The organism is Streptomyces sp. NPDC052052 (assembly GCF_040680455.1).
GTDB lineage: Bacteria > Actinomycetota > Actinomycetes > Streptomycetales > Streptomycetaceae > Streptomyces.
The window spans coordinates 21060-39496 of record NZ_JBFAWU010000038.1 but is presented as its reverse complement, the minus strand read 5'-3'; the positions used below and the strand labels follow the sequence as shown (position 1 = coordinate 39496).

18 protein-coding genes are annotated in these 18437 nt (G+C 69.9%); 8 read left to right on the top strand and 10 right to left on the bottom strand.

What is annotated here, in order from left to right:
• Window positions 1-495 precede the first annotated feature (495 nt).
• Window positions 496-1275 carry a transglycosylase SLT domain-containing protein gene (locus AB0L71_RS31410; protein WP_365249676.1) on the top strand — a complete coding sequence of 260 codons (780 nt, stop codon included), beginning with the start codon at window positions 496-498 and terminating at the stop codon, window positions 1273-1275.
• A 94-nt stretch (window positions 1276-1369) separates the two neighbouring features.
• Here the strand turns inward: AB0L71_RS31410 and AB0L71_RS31405 are convergent, their stop codons facing one another.
• The gene (locus AB0L71_RS31405; protein ID WP_365249673.1) at window positions 1370-3949 is read right to left on the bottom strand and encodes an FHA domain-containing protein; all 2580 of its coding nucleotides are present in this window, start codon (window positions 3947-3949) and stop codon (window positions 1370-1372) included.
• A gap of 399 nt (window positions 3950-4348) precedes the next feature.
• Between AB0L71_RS31405 and serB the strand changes: the two genes are divergently transcribed.
• Window positions 4349-5605 carry a phosphoserine phosphatase SerB gene (serB, locus tag AB0L71_RS31400; protein ID WP_365249670.1) on the top strand — a complete coding sequence of 419 codons (1257 nt, stop codon included), beginning with the start codon at window positions 4349-4351 and terminating at the stop codon, window positions 5603-5605.
• Between the two features lie 105 nt (window positions 5606-5710).
• Here serB and AB0L71_RS31395 read toward each other — a convergent pair whose 3' ends face one another.
• The 4 genes from AB0L71_RS31395 to AB0L71_RS31380 form a co-directional block, all read right to left on the bottom strand.
• Window positions 5711-6229 (bottom strand): histidine phosphatase family protein, encoded by a 519-nt coding sequence (locus AB0L71_RS31395; RefSeq protein WP_365249667.1) that lies wholly within the window; start codon window positions 6227-6229, stop codon window positions 5711-5713.
• A 70-nt stretch (window positions 6230-6299) separates the two neighbouring features.
• Window positions 6300-6506 carry a hypothetical protein gene (locus AB0L71_RS31390; protein ID WP_365249665.1) on the bottom strand — a complete coding sequence of 69 codons (207 nt, stop codon included), beginning with the start codon at window positions 6504-6506 and terminating at the stop codon, window positions 6300-6302.
• A 142-nt stretch (window positions 6507-6648) separates the two neighbouring features.
• The gene (locus AB0L71_RS31385; RefSeq protein WP_365249719.1) at window positions 6649-6759 is read right to left on the bottom strand and encodes an SGM_5486 family transporter-associated protein; all 111 of its coding nucleotides are present in this window, start codon (window positions 6757-6759) and stop codon (window positions 6649-6651) included.
• A 26-nt stretch (window positions 6760-6785) separates the two neighbouring features.
• Complete coding sequence (locus tag AB0L71_RS31380; protein ID WP_365249662.1) at window positions 6786-8090, bottom strand: MFS transporter; 1305 nt, start codon at window positions 8088-8090, stop codon at window positions 6786-6788.
• A gap of 181 nt (window positions 8091-8271) precedes the next feature.
• Here AB0L71_RS31380 and AB0L71_RS31375 point away from each other — a divergent pair, with 181 nt between their 5' ends.
• On the top strand, window positions 8272-8946 hold the full coding sequence (locus AB0L71_RS31375) for an FCD domain-containing protein (protein ID WP_365249659.1): 675 nt from the start codon (window positions 8272-8274) through the stop codon (window positions 8944-8946).
• A gap of 57 nt (window positions 8947-9003) precedes the next feature.
• On the opposite strand, the gene AB0L71_RS31370 is transcribed toward AB0L71_RS31375, so the two are convergent.
• The 3 genes from AB0L71_RS31370 to fabG all read right to left on the bottom strand — a co-directional run bounded on the left by AB0L71_RS31370 (window position 9004) and on the right by fabG (window position 11066).
• Window positions 9004-9396: a hypothetical protein gene (locus AB0L71_RS31370; protein ID WP_365249656.1), complete on the bottom strand. Its 393-nt coding sequence runs from the start codon at window positions 9394-9396 to the stop codon at window positions 9004-9006.
• A 177-nt stretch (window positions 9397-9573) separates the two neighbouring features.
• Window positions 9574-10341, bottom strand: coding sequence for an enoyl-ACP reductase FabI (fabI, locus tag AB0L71_RS31365; protein WP_365249653.1), 768 nt, complete (start codon window positions 10339-10341; stop codon window positions 9574-9576).
• Window positions 10342-10346: 5 nt separating this feature from the next.
• The gene (gene fabG, locus AB0L71_RS31360; RefSeq protein WP_365249650.1) at window positions 10347-11066 is read right to left on the bottom strand and encodes a 3-oxoacyl-[acyl-carrier-protein] reductase; all 720 of its coding nucleotides are present in this window, start codon (window positions 11064-11066) and stop codon (window positions 10347-10349) included.
• 292 nt (window positions 11067-11358) lie between these two features.
• Between fabG and AB0L71_RS31355 the strand changes: the two genes are divergently transcribed.
• The 3 genes from AB0L71_RS31355 to tyrS all read left to right on the top strand — a co-directional run bounded on the left by AB0L71_RS31355 (window position 11359) and on the right by tyrS (window position 15754).
• A complete protein-coding gene (locus AB0L71_RS31355) occupies window positions 11359-12882 on the top strand; it encodes a TldD/PmbA family protein (RefSeq protein WP_365249647.1) in 1524 nt (507 codons plus the stop codon).
• On the top strand, window positions 12879-14273 hold the full coding sequence (locus AB0L71_RS31350) for a metallopeptidase TldD-related protein (RefSeq protein ID WP_365249645.1): 1395 nt from the start codon (window positions 12879-12881) through the stop codon (window positions 14271-14273). The genes AB0L71_RS31355 and AB0L71_RS31350 overlap by 4 nt, the downstream gene beginning before the upstream one ends.
• Before the next feature lie 215 nt (window positions 14274-14488).
• Window positions 14489-15754, top strand: coding sequence for a tyrosine--tRNA ligase (gene tyrS / locus AB0L71_RS31345; RefSeq protein WP_365249642.1), 1266 nt, complete (start codon window positions 14489-14491; stop codon window positions 15752-15754).
• 69 nt (window positions 15755-15823) lie between these two features.
• Here tyrS and AB0L71_RS31340 read toward each other — a convergent pair whose 3' ends face one another.
• A complete protein-coding gene (locus tag AB0L71_RS31340) occupies window positions 15824-16099 on the bottom strand; it encodes a GlsB/YeaQ/YmgE family stress response membrane protein (protein ID WP_365249639.1) in 276 nt (91 codons plus the stop codon).
• Window positions 16100-16341: 242 nt separating this feature from the next.
• Here AB0L71_RS31340 and AB0L71_RS31335 point away from each other — a divergent pair, with 242 nt between their 5' ends.
• Together AB0L71_RS31335 and AB0L71_RS31330 are read left to right on the top strand one after the other, a co-directional pair.
• On the top strand, window positions 16342-16710 hold the full coding sequence (locus AB0L71_RS31335; RefSeq protein ID WP_365249636.1) for a DUF3099 domain-containing protein: 369 nt from the start codon (window positions 16342-16344) through the stop codon (window positions 16708-16710).
• Between the two features lie 234 nt (window positions 16711-16944).
• Window positions 16945-17202 carry a hypothetical protein gene (locus AB0L71_RS31330; RefSeq protein ID WP_365249633.1) on the top strand — a complete coding sequence of 86 codons (258 nt, stop codon included), beginning with the start codon at window positions 16945-16947 and terminating at the stop codon, window positions 17200-17202.
• Between the two features lie 114 nt (window positions 17203-17316).
• Here the strand turns inward: AB0L71_RS31330 and moaA are convergent, their stop codons facing one another.
• Window positions 17317-18306, bottom strand: a complete 990-nt coding sequence (gene moaA / locus AB0L71_RS31325; protein ID WP_365249630.1) for a GTP 3',8-cyclase MoaA — start codon at window positions 18304-18306, stop codon at window positions 17317-17319.
• Between the last annotated feature and the right edge of the window lie 131 nt (window positions 18307-18437).

The window sequence follows — 18437 nt, the reverse complement described above, 5'->3', positions numbered from 1 at the left end:
CGAGGTCCTGGCCGCCGTATCGGCCTGTGGACGGAGCCGGCCGGGACGGGGGGACCAGGTCGGAGGCCGGTCCTCCCCGCATCCCGCCCCTCGGCGGTTCCCGGTCCCCCGGGCCGGGAGCGGGGTGCCCAGGGAGGAGGTCCGACACCGGGTCCAGGGCACTCATCCGCCACCTCAAGACCGGAATTTCACGCTCCGAATTGCGAGCGCAACGGTTGGTGAGCTTGCTGTGCGACCCATGTGAGGCCGGGCATAGGACCCATGTCACTTACGAAGCCGGGTAGTGGACACCAGTGCACCGCCTTGTTGCATCTGGGCGCGGAGTGGCGGGTTCAGGCAGGGCGGCGATCAACTACCCGGGGTCGTACGTCACATCTTTGCCACGCGATTTTGCTGCCGCTAAGAATTGCACCTGTCCCCGACGGGGCTGCGGTCGCACCGCCTCCCGTCTTCGTCCTCCGTGAGGACTTCCGCGATTCGAAGAGGTTTCCCTTCATGACCGTGTCCAGCATCCCCGGCTCCCGTCGTCGACTGAACAGGGCCCAGAAGCTCTCCGTCGCAGGTATCTCCGCCGTCGCCGTCGCCTCGCTCTCGCTGTCTCTCGTCCCGGCCAATGCCGCGTCCAAGCCCAAGGCGCAGGCTCCGACGGCCGCCGCCCCCGTGGTTCTCACCTCGGTCGCGGATTCTCCGCAGGCCAAGGCCATGCAGGCCAGCGTGATCGAACCGAATTCCACCGCCGAGAAGCTGGTGAAGGCCGCCGACATCGCCAGGGGCAAGACGGCCGGCGCCACAGGGGCGAAGGCCGCCGCCGCCACCAAGGCGAAGGCCGCCGCCGAGACCAAGGCCCGAGCCGAGGCCAAGGCCAAGGCCGCCGCCCGGGCGAAGGCCAAGGCCGCCGGCGAGCGCACCGCAACGCAGGCCGCCAGCCGCTCCCAGGCCCGTACCCCCGTCTACGCCAACAACCTGGACGGCTGGATCCGAGAGGCGCTGGACGTCATGAAGGCTCATGGCATCCCCGGCTCGTACAACGGTCTGCACCGCAACATCATGCGCGAGTCGACCGGTAACCCGTACGCGGTCAACAACTGGGACATCAACGCCAAGAACGGCACCCCGTCCCGCGGCCTGCTGCAGGTCATCCAGCCGACGTTCAACGCCTACCACGTTCCCGGCACCTCGACGAACATCCACGACCCGGTCGCCAACATCACCGCCGCGGCCAACTACGCCGCCGACCGTTACGGTTCGATCGACAACGTCAACAGCGCCTACTGACCGGCCCCGGACGCTCCCGGACCGCACGCGCACACGCCGAAGGGCGGCACCCGCTGATGGGTGCCGCCCTTCGGTATGCGGTGCGGGGCCGCGGCTACTTGCGCATGACCTCCGGCTCATGGCGGCGCAGCAACCGTGCGACCGCTATGCCGCAGATGATCCCGAGAAGCAGCAGGACCGAGACGTCGATGCCCCACTGGCCGGCCGAGTGCTCCCACAGCGGGTCCAGGTCGGTCGGATTCTTCGGGTCCCACGGCGCCATGAGGTGGGAGAGGTCCAGCGTCGCGCCGGCACCGGCCATGGCCCAGCGGGACGGCATCAGCCAGGCGAACTGCTCCAGGCCGGGAGACCCGTACACCTGGAAGAGGACACCGGTGAAGACGACCTGGACGATCGCGAACATGACCAGCAGCGGCATGGTCTTCTCGGCGGTCTTCACCAGCGAGGAGATCACCAGGCCGAACATCATCGAGGTGAAGCCGAGCACGATGATCGTCACGCAGAGCTCGACGGCCGGCGGCATGATCAGGCCCTTCTCGGGCAGTTCCCGCGTGGCGAAGCCTATGCCGCAGATGATGACGCCCTGGAGAGCGGTGATCACGCCGAGGACGATCACCTTGGACATCAGATAGGCGGACCGGGACAGGCCGGTGGCCCGTTCCCGCTCATAGATGACACGTTCCTTGATCAGTTCTCGTACGGAGTTGGCCGCCCCGGAGAAGCACATCCCGACCGCGATGATCAGCATGATCGTTCCGGCGGCGCCGTTGAACCGGGACGGCGGCTTCGGCGGGGCCAGACCGAAGTTGGCGGGGATGACCACGCTGACCACGCCGAGCACGGCCGGCAGGATCACCATCAGCCCCATGAAGCCCTTGTCGGACGCGATCACCGAGACGTAACGGCGTATCAACGTCCACAGCTGCGCCGTCCAGCTCTGCGGCTTCGGCCGACGCATCTGCTGCGGGGGTGGCATGTCCACGGGCTGCGCGGCGACGGCGTCTATGTCCGCCGCGTACATCTGGTAGTGCTGCGAACCGCGCCAGCGGCCCGCCCAGTCGTAGTCGCGGTAGTTCTCGAACGCGGAGAAGACATCGGCCCAGGTGCTGTAGCCGAAGAAGTTGAGCGCCTCCTCCGGCGGGCCGAAGTAGGCGACCGAACCACCCGGCGCCATGACCAGCAGCTTGTCGCAGATCGCCAGCTCGGCCACGGAGTGGGTCACGACGAGGACGGTGCGGCCGTCGTCGGCCAGGCCGCGCAGCAGTTGCATGACGTCGCGGTCCATGCCCGGGTCGAGACCGGAGGTCGGCTCGTCCAGGAAGATCAGCGACGGCTTGGTGAGCAGCTCCAGGGCGACGGAGACGCGCTTGCGCTGGCCGCCGGAGAGTGAGGTGACCTTCTTGTCCTTGTGGATGTCGAGCTTGAGCTCGGCAAGGACTTCGAGGATCCGGGCCTGACGCTCGGCCTCGGTGGTGTCCGCGGGGAAGCGGAGTTTGGCCGCGTACTTGAGGGCCTTGGCGACGGTGAGTTCCTTGTGGAGGATGTCGTCCTGCGGGACCAGACCGATGCGCCGGCGCAGCTCGGCGAACTGCTTGTACAGATTCCGGTTGTCGTAGAGGACGTCGCCCTGGTTGGCGGGCCGGTAGCCGGTGAGCGCCTTGAGCAGGGTGGACTTGCCGGAACCGGACGGACCGATGACCGCGATGAGCGACTTCTCCGGGACTCCGAAGGAGACGTCCTTGAGGATCTGCTTCCCGCCGTCGACCGTCACCGTGAGGTGGCGGGCGGAGAAGGAGACCTCACCGGTGTCGACGAACTCCTCGAGCCGGTCGCCGACGAGCCGGAAGGTCGAGTGACCGACACCGACGATGTCGTTCGGGCCGATGAGGGCGGAGCCGGACTTGGGGAGCGGCTGGCCGTTGACATAGGTGCCGTTGTGGGATCCGAGGTCACGGATCTCGAAGCGGCCGTCGGGCATCGCGTGGAACTCTGCGTGGTGGCGCGAGACCTGGAGGTCGGAGACGACCAGTTCGTTCTCCAGCGCACGACCGATGCGCATGACGCGGCCGAGCGCCAGCTGGTGGAACGTGGTGGGGCTGCGGTCGCCGTACACGGGCGGGGCCCCCGCAAAGCCGCCGGGTCCGCCCCCGGCGGGGAACGCCCCCATGCCCTGCTGGTGCGGGATCTGGGGCTGCTGGGGATGCTGGGGATGCACGGGCTGCTGGTGCGGCGGGCCCGTAGGCGCCTGCTGCCGGCCCTGCTGCGGCTGTTGCGGAGCGGGGGCCTGTCGGCCCGCTGCGTTCTGCTGCGGCTGCTGGGCGGGGGCCTGTTGCGCACCCGCACCCTGCACGCTGTGCGGGTCGGCCCCCGGCGCGACAGCGATACTCAGCCGCGGTCCGTCGGTGGCGTTGCCCAGGTGCACGGCCGAGCCGGGCCCGATTTCCAGCCGCTGGATCCGACGGCCCTGGGCATACGTGCCGTTGGTGCTGCCGTGGTCCTCGATGAACCAGCTGTGGCCCCCCCAGCTGATCGTGGCGTGCCGCCACGAGACCCTGGCGTCGTCGATCGTCAGATCACCCTGCGGATCGCGTCCCAGGGTGTACGACCTGGACGGATCGAGCGTCCAGGTCCTGCCATTCAGTTCCAGTACGAGTTCCGGCACTCCGCGCCCCACTTGTTGTCCCCCGATGTACCCCCGTCGCAGGGAGTCCAGGGATGCTGACCATCGTGGGGAACTATTCCAGGAGCAGTCCCCGGTACGGAAGTCGAGCGGGGCGACGTTCCCTACTGGGCCCCGGGCGGTCACGCCCACGGATCGGGACGAACGGGTCCGCGGGCCGACAGGACCCATGAGTGCCCCTGAAATCCGGAGAAAAGCCTATGCGGGTGGCAGGCCAACTGGCTGGTCCGGGGCATTTCGGCCCGACGTATCCACTCCGGTCGCCCTGCGTGTCCGCGAAAATCCTTTCCGTCGCCGTTCCGCCGCCCGGACGGGTAGCCGGAGCCGAACTGCTGTCCGGTCCTCGGGACGGGCCTCCGGTGCGGCGAGGCGGACCGATACGGTGGAAGGACCATGAGCGCATCTCAGCCATCTCAGTCCTCCCCGCCCTCTGAGCCCCCTGAGTCCCGTAGGGGCGCGGACGCACCCACCCTCCTCGTGAAGATCTTCGGGAAGGACCGCCCCGGGATCACCGCCGGTCTCTTCGACACCCTCGCCGCCTACTCGGTCGACGTCGTCGACATCGAGCAGGTCGTCACCCGGGGCCGCATCGTCCTGTGCGCCCTGATCACCACCCCGAACGCGGGCGGCACCACCGAGGGCGACCTGCGGGCGACGGTGCACAGCTGGGCCGAGTCGCTGAAGATGCAGGCCGAGATCATCTCCGGTACCGGGGACAACCGGCCGCGTGGCTACGGACGTTCCCATGTGACGGTGCTCGGGCACCCGCTGACCGCGGAGTCGACCGCCGCCATAGCGGCCACGATCACCTCGACCGGCGGGAACATCGACCGGATCTTCCGGCTCGCGAAGTACCCGGTCACAGCAGTCGAGTTCGCGGTGTCCGGCACCGGTACGGAGGAGCTGCGGACCGCACTGGCGACGGAGTCCGCCGGGATCGGGGTCGACGTGGCCGTGGTGTCGGCCGGGCTGAACCGCCGGGCTCAGCGGCTGGTCGTCATGGACGTCGACTCGACACTCATCCAGGACGAGGTCATCGAGCTCTTCGCCGCCCATGCGGGCTGCGAGGACAAGGTCGCCGAGGTGACCGAGCGGGCGATGCGTGGCGAGCTCGACTTCGAGCAGTCGCTGCACGCGCGGGTGGCCCTCCTGGCGGGGCTCGACGCGTCCGTGGTGGACAAGGTCCGCGCCGAGGTGCGACTGACGCCGGGAGCCCGCACCCTGATCCGTACGCTGAAGCGGCTCGGTTACCAAGTGGGCGTGGTGTCGGGCGGGTTCACCCAGGTCACCGACGATCTGAAGGAACGGCTCGGGCTCGACTTCGCCGCTGCCAACACCCTGGAAGTGGTCGACGGGAAGCTCACCGGCCGGGTCGTCGGCGACATCGTCGACCGGGCGGGCAAGGCCCGGCTGCTGCGCAGTTTCGCCACCCAGGCCGGAGTGCCACTGGCGCAGACCGTCGCGATCGGTGATGGTGCCAACGACCTCGACATGCTCAACACCGCCGGTCTCGGGGTGGCCTTCAACGCCAAGCCGGTGGTCCGCGAGGCCGCGCACACCGCGGTGAACGTACCGTTCCTGGACACCGTGCTGTATCTGCTCGGCATCACCCGCGAGGAGGTCGAGGCCGCCGACGGTCTCGTCGACTGACGCGCACATGCGTGAGCAGGGCCCTGGTGAGCACCTCACCAGGGCCCTGCTCGTACGACGGCGCAAGCGGCACAGCGCTGGGGACGGCACGCCGCGACAGCGGGATCAGTCGTGGGGCGTCCAGTAGTCGACCAGCTTGCCCACGCCGATTTCCACGCCCTTCCAGGAGCCGGAGAACTCGACGACGGCGAAGGCCGCGGTCGGGAAGCCGCCGCGGTTCATCCGGGTCAGGGCATCCCCCTCGGCCGAATCCGAGAGGGCGTCGGCGACGGCGTGCATGCCCGGGTTGTGGCCGACGACCAAGAGGTTCCGTACGTCGTCGGGGGTCTCGTTGAGCAGGGCGATCACCTCGCCGGTGGACGCCTCGTACAGGCGCTCCTCGTACACGGTCCGGGGGCGGTGCGGCATCTCGTGCACCGCCAGCTTCCACGTCTCGCGCGTCCTGACGGCAGTCGAGCAGAGGGCCAGATCGGGGAGGTTCCCGGAGTCGACGAGTCTACGGCCCGCCACGGGGGCGTCCTTGCGGCCACGCTCCGCGAGCGGCCGCTCGTGGTCGGAGTCCTGCGACCATTCCGCCTTTGCGTGCCTGAGAAGGACGATCCTGCGAGGTGTATCGGCGCTCATACCCCTCAGCTTCGCACGGATCGTGCCGCCGGGCGCAGGGTGTTGAAGAGCTCCCGCGCTGCGGTTGGTGTCAGCGGGTGATCAGCGCCAGGAACCGCGCAAGCATCCGGCCGCCGGCGGGGTCGGTGGTCACGGCGTGCGCGTCGCCGGATCCCATGATCAGCAGCAGGAGCGCGGCGAACGCGACCGCGGGCAGCGCGATCGCCCACCACGGCAGCCGGACCTCGACACTGCCCGTGTCCGGGCGGGTGGACCGGGTGTGCGTTCGGGCCGGCATGTTCGCCTCCATGGGTCAACGGTTCGCTGCCCACGAACCTACGGACGCGGGGGCACCGGCCCCATCCGGCAACCCACCCAATCGACCCTGACCCTGCCCCCCTAGGGGATGGTGGTGCGAACCCCACCATCGGCCGCGCGACTCAGGGCGACGCGATCGTGGCGATCACCCCGATGATCACGGTGACCAGCAGCATCGCGCCGAGCACCAGGAGGAGCTTCTTCTGACCGTTCTGCGGATTCGGGTCGAGCACAGGAGACATGCGCTCAGTCTCGCATCTCAGTATTCGTCCTCGATCGTCCGGTCCCGCCCGGCGAGGATCCCGGCCAGCATCTGCGGGACCATGAGACCGGCCATGAGCGCGATCGGCAGCCCCCAGCCACCACTGTGCTGATGGAGCACTCCGACGAGCAGCGGTCCCGGGATCGAGATCAGGTAGCCGGTGGACTGGGCGAACGCGGAGAGCCGGACCACTCCGGCGCCGCTGCGGGACCGCATGCCGATCATGGTCAGGGCGAGTGGGAACGCGCAGTTCGAGATGCCCAGGAGCAGCGCCCAGGCCCAGGCTCCGCCCAGCGGTGCAAGGTGGAGGCCCGCGTATCCGGTCAGTCCGCAGACGCCGAGGACGACGACGATCGGCCCCTGGTTCCTCATCCGTGCGGCGACCCTGGGAATGACGAAGGCGAGCGGCACGCCCATCGCCATGGTCACGGCGAGCAGAACGCCCGCGGTACCGGCGGGGACCCCCGCGTCCCGGAAGATCTGCGGCAGCCAGCCCATGGTGATGTACGCGGCGGTGGCCTGCAGGCCGAAGAAGCAGGCGAGTCCCCAGGCGGTGGGACTGCGGGTGATCCTGGGCGCCGGGGCCTGACGGGGGCGGACCGCGGACTGCCCCGGGGCGCCGGGCCGGTACCGGGCCAGCGGGATCCACGGCAGGACCGCGGCGGCGGCGAGCACGGCCCAGACGCCGAGGCCCGCCTCCCAGCTGCCGCCCAGTACCCGGGTCATGGGCACGGTCGCCGCGGCCGCGAGCGAGGTGCCGAGGGCCAGCGCCATCGAGTAGAGGCCGGTCATCGGGCCGACGCGGTCCGGGAACCAGTGCTTGACGATCACCGGCATGAGGACATTGCTGACGGCGATGCCCATGAGAGCGAGGGCGGTCGTGGCCAGGAAACCGGCGGTGCCGCCGACGAGCGGCCGGAGGACCAGGCCGGCCGTGATGGCGGTCATCCCGGCGCAGACGACGGCACCCGGCCCGAAGCGGCGGGCGAGACGGGGAGCCATGACCCCGAAGACCGCGAAGCAGAGCGGCGGCACGGAGGTGAGGACTCCGGCGACGGTCCCGCTCATGTGCAGCCCGTCCTGCACCTCTTCGAGGAGGGCGCCGAGGCTGGTGATGGCGGGGCGGAGGTTGAGGGCGGCGAGGAGGAGTCCGAGGGTGACCAGCCGGAGCAGCCACGGGTTGGCCCCGGTGTCCCGTCCCGACTGCGGCGCTTCGGGGCCCTCCGGGGGCGCGGTCCGGGTGAGGGCGTGCGCGGTCTCGGCGGGACGCAGGGTCCTGGACCGGGGCTCGTCGTCAGGCATGAGCGCCATCATAGAATCATGGGATGATTGATTGTCCACTTCTCCCGCATCGCCTCTGAGATCATGCGCTGTCACACGGAGCGGCTCCCCGGCCCTCGCGCGCAGGCACTCCGCCCCTCGCCCGCACGGCGCTCCGGCCCTCCGCTCGTCGCCCAGCCATCCGACCCGAGCAAGGAGCACCATGGCACTGACGTCTCCGCGGCGTTCGGCACTCGCCGACCAGGTGATTGCCCAGCTGAGGAATCAGATCACCTCGGGCGAGTGGCCCGTGGGGTCGCGGATTCCCACCGAGCCCGAGTTGGTGGAGCAGCTGGGAGTGGCCCGTAACACCGTGCGCGAGGCCGTACGCGCCCTCGCGCACAACGGCCTGCTCGACATCCGGCAGGGCTCGGGGACCTATGTCGTCGCCACCAGCGAACTGGCGGGGGTGATGCACCGCCGTTTCGCCACCGCCGATCCGCGCCATGTCGCCGAGGTGCGTTCCACTCTGGAGTCGGCGGCTGCGCGGCTGGCCGCCGCCCGGCGCACCGACCGGGACCTGAAGCAGCTGGACGCGCTCATGGTGCGCCGGGAGGAGACCTGGGCCGCGGGCGATGCCGAGGCGTTCGTCGCGGCGGACACGACGCTGCACCTGGCCGTCGTCGCGGCCGCCCACAACGAGGTGCTGACCGGCCTGTACGCGGATCTGGGCGATCTGCTGCGCGACTGCCTCAGGGGCGATGTCGGCCCTCAGCTGCAGCCCCGGAATCTGATGGACCACGGTCGGCTGGTCGAGGCGGTCCGGGCCGGGGACGCGGAGACGGCGGCGGCCGAGGCGGCCGGTCATGCGCTGAACTGTCTGGCGGACCGGGCCTGACACTCGTACGGCGGCGAGGCGCCGTAGGTCCGCCGGGGATCACGGGTCGGCCCGTGGTCAGACGGGGCGGCGCCGAGGCGTGTCCTGCACCCGGTGCGTGATCCACACGGAGCCGACTTCCTTCCAGCAGCGGTCGTCGAGCCGCACGGTCTTTCCCGGGCCCACGTCGACCGGGGCGGCGTCCGCGTCTATGTCCCACCAGCGACGGCATTCGGTGTGCAGCTGTACGCGATCGGTGGAGGGGAACGGGTTGTGGCAGTAGGCGACGACCCGGGATCCCCGGATCGATGTGCGGCATTCGGATCCCGAGGGATCGGGGCTCGGGGCGGCCGGCGCGGACGCGCCGGTTCCGGTCCGTCCCGCCAGGAATATGCCCAGCGGTACGAGGATTCCGGCGACAGCCAGGGAGGCCGCCAGCAGCACCCGGGCCCGGCGGCGTACGGAGTGCACGGCGTCCTCCTCCCCGAAGCCTGACAAAAGCCTGGTTCCCCCACATTCTGTGGTGGAACGACCGTCTTTTCGACTTGAGCGGGGAGGTGGGCGGGCCAGGCGGGCCCGGACGCGCGACGGCCGCGCACTGCCTGCTCCCAGGCGGTGCGCGGCCGTGTCACAGCCGGTCGTACGGGGTCAGGCACCCATCATGTGCACGCCACCGTCGACGTGGATGATCTCCCCCGTCGTCTTCGGGAAGAAGTCCGAGAGCAGGGCGACGATGCCGCGGCCGGCCGGCTCCGGGTCCGCCATGTCCCAGGCCAGCGGGGAACGGGTGTCCCACACCTCCGCGAGCCCGGAGAAGCCCGGGATGGACTTCGCGGCCATCGAGCCGAGCGGTCCGGCCGAGATCAGGTTGCAGCGGATGTCGTCCTTGCCCAGGTCACGGGCGAGGTAGCGGGAGGTGGCCTCCAGCGCGGCCTTGGCCGGGCCCATCCAGTCGTACTGCGGCCAGGCGAACTGCGCGTCGAAGGTGAGGCCGACGATCGAGCCGCCGTCGTTCATCAGCGGCTTGCAGGCCATGGCGAGCGACTTCAGCGAGAACGCCGAGACGTGCATCGCGGTCGAGACGGACTCGAAGGGGGTGTTCAGGAAGTTGCCGCCGAGCGCGTCCTGCGGCGCGAAGCCGATGGAGTGCACGACACCGTCGAGCGATCCGAGCTCGTCACGGACCAGACCGGCCAGACGGTCCAGGTGCTCGGTGTTGGTCACGTCCAGCTCGATGACCTTGGCCGGCTTCGGAAGCTTCCTGGCGATGCGCTCCGTCAGCGTCGGCCGGGGGAAGGCGGTCAGGATGATCTCGGCACCCTGCTCCTGGGCCACCTTGGCGGCGTGGAAGGCGATGGACGACTCCATCAGCACACCGGTGATGAGGATGCGCTTGCCGTCGAGAATTCCGCTCATGCTGATCAGTGACCCATGCCCAATCCGCCGTCAACGGGAATGACGGCTCCAGTGATGTACGACGCGTCGTCGGAGGCGAGGAAGCGCACTGCGGCGGCGATCTCCTCGGGCTGCGCGTAGCGGCCGAGCGGCACCTGGGACACGATGCCCTTGCGCTGCTCCTCGGTGAGCACCTGAGTCATCTCGGTGTCGACGAAGCCGGGTGCGACGACGTTGAAAGTGATGTTCCGCGAGCCGAGTTCACGGGCCAGCGACCGGGCGAAGCCGACCAGCCCCGCCTTGGAGGCGGCGTAGTTCGCCTGCCCGGCCGAGCCGAGGAGCCCGACGACGGAGGAGATGAGGACGACGCGGCCCTTCCTGGCGCGCAGCATGCCGCGATTGGCGCGCTTGACCACCCGGAAGGTGCCGGTGAGGTTGGTGTCGAGCACCGACGTGAAGTCGTCCTCGGTCATCCGCATCAGCAACTGGTCCTTGGTGATACCGGCGTTGGCGACCAGTACCTCGACGGGACCGTGCTTCTCCTCGATCTCCTTGTAGGCCTGCTCCACCTGTTCGGCGTCCGTGATGTCGCAGCGGACCGCGAGGCAGCCCGCCTCGGTGAGGGACCGGGGCGGCTCGCCGGAGCGGTAGGTGATCGCGACCTTGTCGCCGTTTTCGGCGAAAGCGCGGGCGATGGCGAGGCCGATGCCCCGGTTTCCTCCGGTGACGAGAACCGAGCGGCTCAACGGATCACCCTTTCGATAGCGGTCTGGTACCTCGGAAACCTATCGGTACCGCCCGCCTTGCGGAGAATCGGCCCCTGACAGCGCCTCCCCCCGGGCACTGTGGGGTTCCTACAGAGGCTCACTCGTCGAGCCGTACCGCACCCACGTGCTCGGGCGCCTCCGGAACGTCCGCCTCCGGGCATCCGCGGGTGCACCGCGCCCGCGCGGTGGGCGGGGCGCCCTGCGCCAACCCCGGGTGCGGCCACCGTGCGGCGTGGTTCACTGCCGTGGTGTATCGAGAAGGGAACTCTCCGTGCCCCACGAGGTAGATCAGTCATTCCTGGCCCTGCCCCTGCGGGCCCTCGCCGACGCGGCGCTGGCCCGGGCCCGCGCGCTGGGGACCACACATGCCGACTTCCGTTTCGAGCGCGTCCGCAGCGCCTCCTGGCGGCTGCGGGACGCCCGGCCCGCCGGGACCTCGGACACCACCGATCTCGGGTACGCGGTGCGCGTGGTGCACGGCGGGGCGTGGGGGTTCGCGTCCGGTGTCGATCTGACGATGGACGCCGCGGCGAAGGTGGCCTCGCAGGCCGTCGCCATGGCGAAGCTGTCGGCGAAGGTGATCGCCGCCGCCGGATCCGACGAGAGGGTCGAGCTGGCCGACGAGCCGGTGCACGGCGAGCGGACCTGGGTCTCGGCGTACGACATCGATCCCTTCGCCGTCCCGGCCGAGGAGAAGGCCGGGCTGCTCGCCGAGTGGAGCAGGCGGCTCCTGGGTGCCGAGGGCGTCGCACATGTGGACACCACGCTGATGGCCGTCCACGAGAACAAGTTCTATGCGGACACCGCGGGCACCGTCACCACCCAGCAGCGGGTGCGTGTGCATCCGCAGCTGACCGCGGTCGCCGTGGACGCGACCACCGGTGAGTTCGACTCGATGCGGACGATCGCCCCGCCGGTGGGCCGCGGCTGGGAGTACCTGACCGGCACCGGCTGGGACTGGGACGGCGAGCTGGAGCGCCTCCCCGGGCTGCTGGCCGAGAAGATGCGGGCGCCGAGCGTGGAGGCCGGGAGGTACGACCTGGTCGTGGACCCGTCCAACCTCTGGCTGACCATCCACGAGTCGATCGGTCACGCCACCGAACTGGACCGGGCGCTGGGGTACGAGGCGGCGTACGCCGGGACCTCGTTCGCCACGTTCGACCAGCTGGGGAAGCTGGCGTACGGCTCCCCGGTGATGAACGTGACGGGCGACCGCACCGCCGAGCACGGGCTCGCGACCATCGGATACGACGACGAGGGTGTCGAGGCGCAGTCCTGGGACCTCATCAAGGACGGCACGCTGGTCGGGTACCAGCTGGACCGGCGGACCGCGAAGCTGACCGGCCTGGGCCGGTCCAACGGCTGCGCGTACGCGGACTCGCCGAGCCATGTCCCCGTGCAGCGGATGGCGAACGTGTCGCTGCGGCCGGATCCGGGCGGCCTCTCCACCGAGGACCTGATCGGCGGCGTGGAGCGCGGGATCTATGTGGTCGGCGACCGGTCCTGGTCGATCGACATGCAACGTCACAACTTCCAGTTCACCGGGCAGCAGTTCCATCGCATCGAGAACGGCCGGCTGGCCGGTCAGCTGCGCGATGTCGCGTACCAGGCCACGACGACGGACTTCTGGGGCTCCATGGAGAAGGTCGGCGGCCCCCAGACCTACGTCCTGGGCGGTGCCTTCAACTGCGGCAAGGCGCAGCCGGGCCAGGTCGCGGCCGTCTCGCACGGCTGCCCCACCGCCCTGTTCCGGGGCGTGAACATCCTCAACACGACGCAGGAGGCCGGACGATGAGCCGCGTCAGCACCCCGCACGAGATCGTCGAGCGGGCGCTCGAACTGTCCACCGCCGACGGCTGTGTCGTCATCGCCGACGAGGAGTCGTCCGCCAATCTGCGCTGGGCGGGCAACGCGCTCACCACGAACGGGGTGACGCGGGGCCGGACCCTGACCGTCATCGCGACCGTCGACGGTGCACAGGGCACCGCGTCCGGAGTGGTGTCGCGGTCCGCGGTCACCGCCGACGACCTGGAACCGCTCGTGCGGGCCGCCGAGGCGGCCGCGCGCGCGGCCGGCCCCGCGGAGGACGCGCAGCCGCTGGTCGAGGGGGTGCCCTCGTCGCCCGACTTCACGGACGCACCGGCCGAGACGGGTTCGGACGTCTTCGCGGAGTTCGCCCCGGCACTCGGCGACGCCTTCGCCCGCGCCCGCTCCGGCGGCCGGGAGCTCTACGGCTTCGCCCACCATCAGCTGACGTCGACGTACCTGGGCACGTCGACGGGGCTGCGGCTGCGCCACGACCAGCCGAACGGGACGCTGGAGCTCAACGCGAAGTCGCCCGACCGGACCCGTTCGAGCTGGGCGGGCCGCGCGACGCGCGACTTCAAGGACGTCGACCCGGCGGAGCTCGACGCGGAGCTGGCGCAGCGGCTGCGCTGGGCGGAACGCCGTATCGAGCTGCCCGCGGGGCGGTACGAGACGCTGCTGCCGCCGTCGGCCGTGGCCGATCTGCTGATCTACCAGCTGTGGTCGTCGACGGCGCGGGACGCCGTGGAGGGCCGGACGGTGTTCTCCAGGCCGGGCGGCGGTACGCGGCTCGGCGAAGCCCTGTCCGAGCTGCCGCTGACCCTGCGCAGCGATCCGCACGCCCCGGGACTGGAGTCGGCGCCGTTCGTGATCGCGCATGCCTCCGGGGACGACGCCTCCGTCTTCGACAACGGTCTGCCGGTGACATCGACCGACTGGATCCGGGACGGCAGGCTGGAGCATCTGACGACCACCCGGCACACGGCCCAGCTGACCGGACTCCCGGTGGCACCGTCGATCGACAACCTGCTGCTGGAGGGCGGCGGTGAGCGGTCCCTGGCGGAGATGGTGGCCGCGACGACCGGCCGTGGACTGCTGCTGACCTGCATGTGGTACATCCGGGAGGTCGATCCGGCGACGCTGCTGCTGACCGGGCTGACCCGCGACGGGGTGTACCTGGTCGAGGACGGCGAGGTGGTCGGCGAGGTGAACAACTTCCGGTTCAACGAGTCGCCGGTGGATCTGCTGTCGCGGGCCACGGAAGCGGGCCGTACGGAGCGGACGCTGCCGCGCGAGTGGTGCGACTGGTTCACCCGGGCGGCCATGCCCGCGCTGCGGATCCCGGACTTCAACATGAGCTCGGTGAGCCCTGGGGTGTGACCCGCGGGCCTTTCGTTTGGGTCAGGCCGGGTGAGGGAGCGGGGTCTGGTGCTGTACATCGCAAGGCGGAGGAGGGAGCTGACGCGGAGCGTCGGCGACCGACGACAACGCGGCGAGGTGCAGCACCAGGGCACGCGAGCCCGGCCTGACCCAAACGAAAGGCCCTAAACTGGCTGGTGCCCTTCCATTACACGTAGCTGAGGAGACACGGAACCGTGACGGACATCGTCGACGAGCTGAAGTGGCGCGGGCTGTTCGCCCAGTCCACCGATGAGGACGCACTGCGCAAGGCTCTCGCGGACGGACCCGTCACGTTCTATTGCGGCTACGACCCCACCGCGGCGAGTCTGCACGTCGGCCATCTGGTGCAGGTGCTCACCATGCGTCGGCTCCAGCAGGCCGGTCTGCGGCCGCTCGCCCTGGTGGGCGGTGCCACCGGTCAGATCGGCGACCCGAGGCCGACCGCCGAGCGCACGCTGAACGACCCGGAGACGGTCGCCCACTGGGTGTCGCGGCTGCGCGCCCAGATCGAGCCGTTCCTGTCCTTCGAGGGCGAGAACGCGGCGGTCATGGTCAACAACCTGGACTGGACCGCGGGCATGTCCGCGATCGAGTTCCTCCGGGACATCGGCAAGCACTTCCGCGTCAACAAGATGCTGACCAAGGACTCCATCGCCCGACGGCTGGAGTCCGACGAGGGCATCAGCTACACCGAGTTCAGTTACCAGTTGCTCCAGAGCATGGACTTCCTGGAGCTGTACCGGCGCTACGGCTGCACGCTCCAGCAGGGCGGCAGCGACCAGTGGGGCAACCTCACCGCGGGCCTCGACCTGATCCACCGTCTGGAGCCGGGCGCCGAGGTGCACGCGCTGGCGACCCCGCTGATGACGAAGGCGGACGGGACCAAGTTCGGCAAGTCCGAGGGCGGGGCCGTCTGGCTCGACCCGACGATGACGACGCCGTACGCGTTCTACCAGTTCTGGCTGAACGTGGACGACCGGGACATTTCTCGCTACATGCGTATCCTCAGCTTCCAGAGCCCCGCGGAGCTGGCGGAACTGGAGAAGGTCACCGAGGAGCGTCCGCAGGCCCGCACGGCACAGCGCGCGCTGGCCGAGGAGCTGACGACGCTGGTGCACGGCGCCGACCAGTGCGCCGCGGTCGTCGCCGCGTCGAAGGCGCTCTTCGGCCAGGGTGAACTGGGTGAGCTGGACGAGGCGACGCTGAGCGCCGCACTGTCCGAGGTCCCGCATGCGCGGGTCACTGAGCTCGGCCCGCTGGTGGATCTCCTGGTGGAGGTCGGTCTGGCACCGAGCAAGTCGGGCGCCCGCCGCACGGTGAAGGAGGGCGGCGCCTACGTGAACAACGTCAAGGTCACGGACGGCGAGAGCGCGCCGGCCCGCGAGGAGCTGCTGCACGGGCGCTGGCTGGTGCTGCGCCGGGGCAAGAAGAACCTCGCCGCCGTCGAGGTCACCGGCTGATCGCACACAGCACACTGCGGCCGGGTACGCGAGACGCGTACCCGGCCGCAGTGCGTCGTGAGGCCCGGGTCAGGCTCTCTGCTTGTTCCCGCGGAGCGACACCCACAGCATGTCGCCGAGACCGACGATGATCACCGCGCCGATCAGCTGGAACAGGTGGCGGATCCAGTCGATGCCCTTGGTGTCATGGACACCGATCCAGGTGGCGGCGGTATTGCCGAGGATGCTGCCGAGGATGCCGAAGATCACCGTCAGCCAGAGCGGGATGCTCTGCTTCCCGGGCAAAATCGCCCTCGCGATCACCCCGAGCACCAGACCCACGATGATTGCCCACAACCAACCCATGTCGCCTCCTCGCATGACACCATGTCAAGCACGTCTGCCCAGTCTCAGCCCACTGGGCGTACACCGCATGTCGAGTGCGTCCGTCCGTGCGGTACGACTGCCGATACGCATGCATACGGCGCGCCCCGGTCTCGAGGCCGCCACGCGCCCGGCGTACCGTGGGCAGAGTCCGGTCCGGTGGGTGTCCGGCGCGGAATGCGGTCCCCTCGGCCCGGAGGTGCTGGGGGAAGGGTGGTGGAGACGTGTTGCGGAAGCGAAGCAGTACCGAGGTCTTCCGGATCACGGGAGCCCGGCAGGGACTCGCGGACGATGTGCGCGGCAGGCAGCGGCGCTATGTGATCTCGATGTCCGTGCGCACGGTTTCGGTGATCCTGGCCGCCGCGCTGTGGAACGTCGAACGGTATGTCTCGGTCGTGGCGCTGGTGCTCGGTGCGCTGCTGCCGTATGTGGCGGTGGTCATCGCCAACGCAGGCCGGGAGAACACTCCTTCGCTCCCTTCGACCTTCGTCGCGGCACCGATGCGCACGGCTGTCGAAGGGGCACCCGTGGCCGGTCCGGCAGAGTCCGCTCCGGAGGCCGACGAGGCCCGAAGGGCCGAGGATCCTGTGTGACCGGGTCGGCATGACCACAGGTGAGGCCGGAATGCACCCCCGGGCGCAAGAAACCTCCCACCAATCATGAAGTTACGGTGCACCGCACCCCGGTCTGCGTGACATACTTCCCCTGCGCTCCGCATCCCCCGTCGGAGCGACAGACCGACGCCGGGCAGCTCCCCCCCGTGGCTGCCCGGCGTCGTTTTTTCTCCGGCGGGGGTGCGGCGGGCGGCCGCCTCTAGAGTTGAGTCCGTGAACTCCCCTGATTCCGCGGCCCAGAACGCTGCTGCCACCCCCATCTGTTCCGCCAAGGGCTGCCGGGCCGACGCCATGTGGGTGCTCGCCTGGAACAACCCGAAGCTGCACACACCGGACCGCCGCAAGACCTGGCTGGCCTGCGAGGAACACCGGGAGCATCTCTCGTCGTTCCTGGATGTCCGGGGCTTCCTCAAGGAGGTCGTGACACTGGCGCAGTGGGAGTCGCGCGGACCGGCGGCGGACGACCACTGAGGTACGGAGCGGGCCGCACACGGATGCCGATGTCCCGGGGACGGGGCAGTCCTTGGGGCTCCCGTCCGGATCATGCCGGACTCGCGTGCCCTGGCGTGATCCGATCGAAAGGCCCTAACCTCCGATCGCCGACATCGGCCGGTCGGGCTGGAGGAAGGACGGATTGTCCAGACCGGATCCGGCCTTCTTCCCCCACATCGCGAGCGTCCAGATCCTGGCGATCTCCTCGTCCGGCGCGTCCGAACGCAGGGCGGCGCGCAGATCGGTCTCCTCGCGGGCGAACAGGCAGGTGCGCACCTGGCCGTCGGCGGTGAGCCTGGTCCGGTCGCAGGCCCGGCAGAAGGGCCGGGTGACGGAGGCGATGACGCCGACGCGGTGGGGACCGCCGTCGACGAGCCAGCGCTCGGCGGGGGCGGAGCCGCGCTCGTCGTCGCCCTCCTCGGTGAGGGTGAAGCGGGTGCGCAGCGACTGGAGTATGTCGCCTGCCGTGATCATGCCATCGCGCTTCCAGCCGTGCTGGGCGTCGAGCGGCATCTGTTCGATGAAGCGGAGCTCGTAGCCGTGTCCGACGGCCCAGGCGAGCAGATCGGGGGCCTCGTCGTCGTTGAGTCCCGGCATCAGGACGCTGTTGACCTTGACCGGGGCGAGGCCGGCGTCGCGGGCGGCTTCGAGGCCGGCCAGGACGTCATGGTGACGGTCGCGGCGGGTGAGCGCCTTGAAGACATCGGGGCGCAAGGTGTCCAGCGAGACATTGACCCGGTCCAGGCCGGCGGCTCTGAGCGCGGACGCCGTCCGCTTCAGCCCGATGCCGTTGGTCGTGAGCGACATCCGGGGGCGCGGGTCGAGGGACGCGCATCGCTCGACGATGGAGACGAGCCCGGGGCGCAGCAGCGGCTCGCCGCCGGTGAAGCGGACCTCGGTGATGCCGAGCCGGGTGACGGCTATGCGGACCAGCCGGACGATCTCGTCGTCGGTGAGCAGATCGGGCTTGGCCAGCCATTGCAGGCCTTCTTCCGGCATGCAGTACGTGCACCGCAGATTGCACCGGTCGGTCAGTGAGACCCGGAGGTCGGTGGCGACCCGGTCGTAGGTGTCGATGAGCACGTGGGCCCCCTTCCCCCATGGCTTTCCGGCTGGCTGCAAAAGTTCCGCGCCACCGGCTGGCTCCTTGGAGCGTACGCGAGACCTGTGACATCACGGAGGAGCTCGTGTGCGTCGGGGAACGGCGTGGCCGC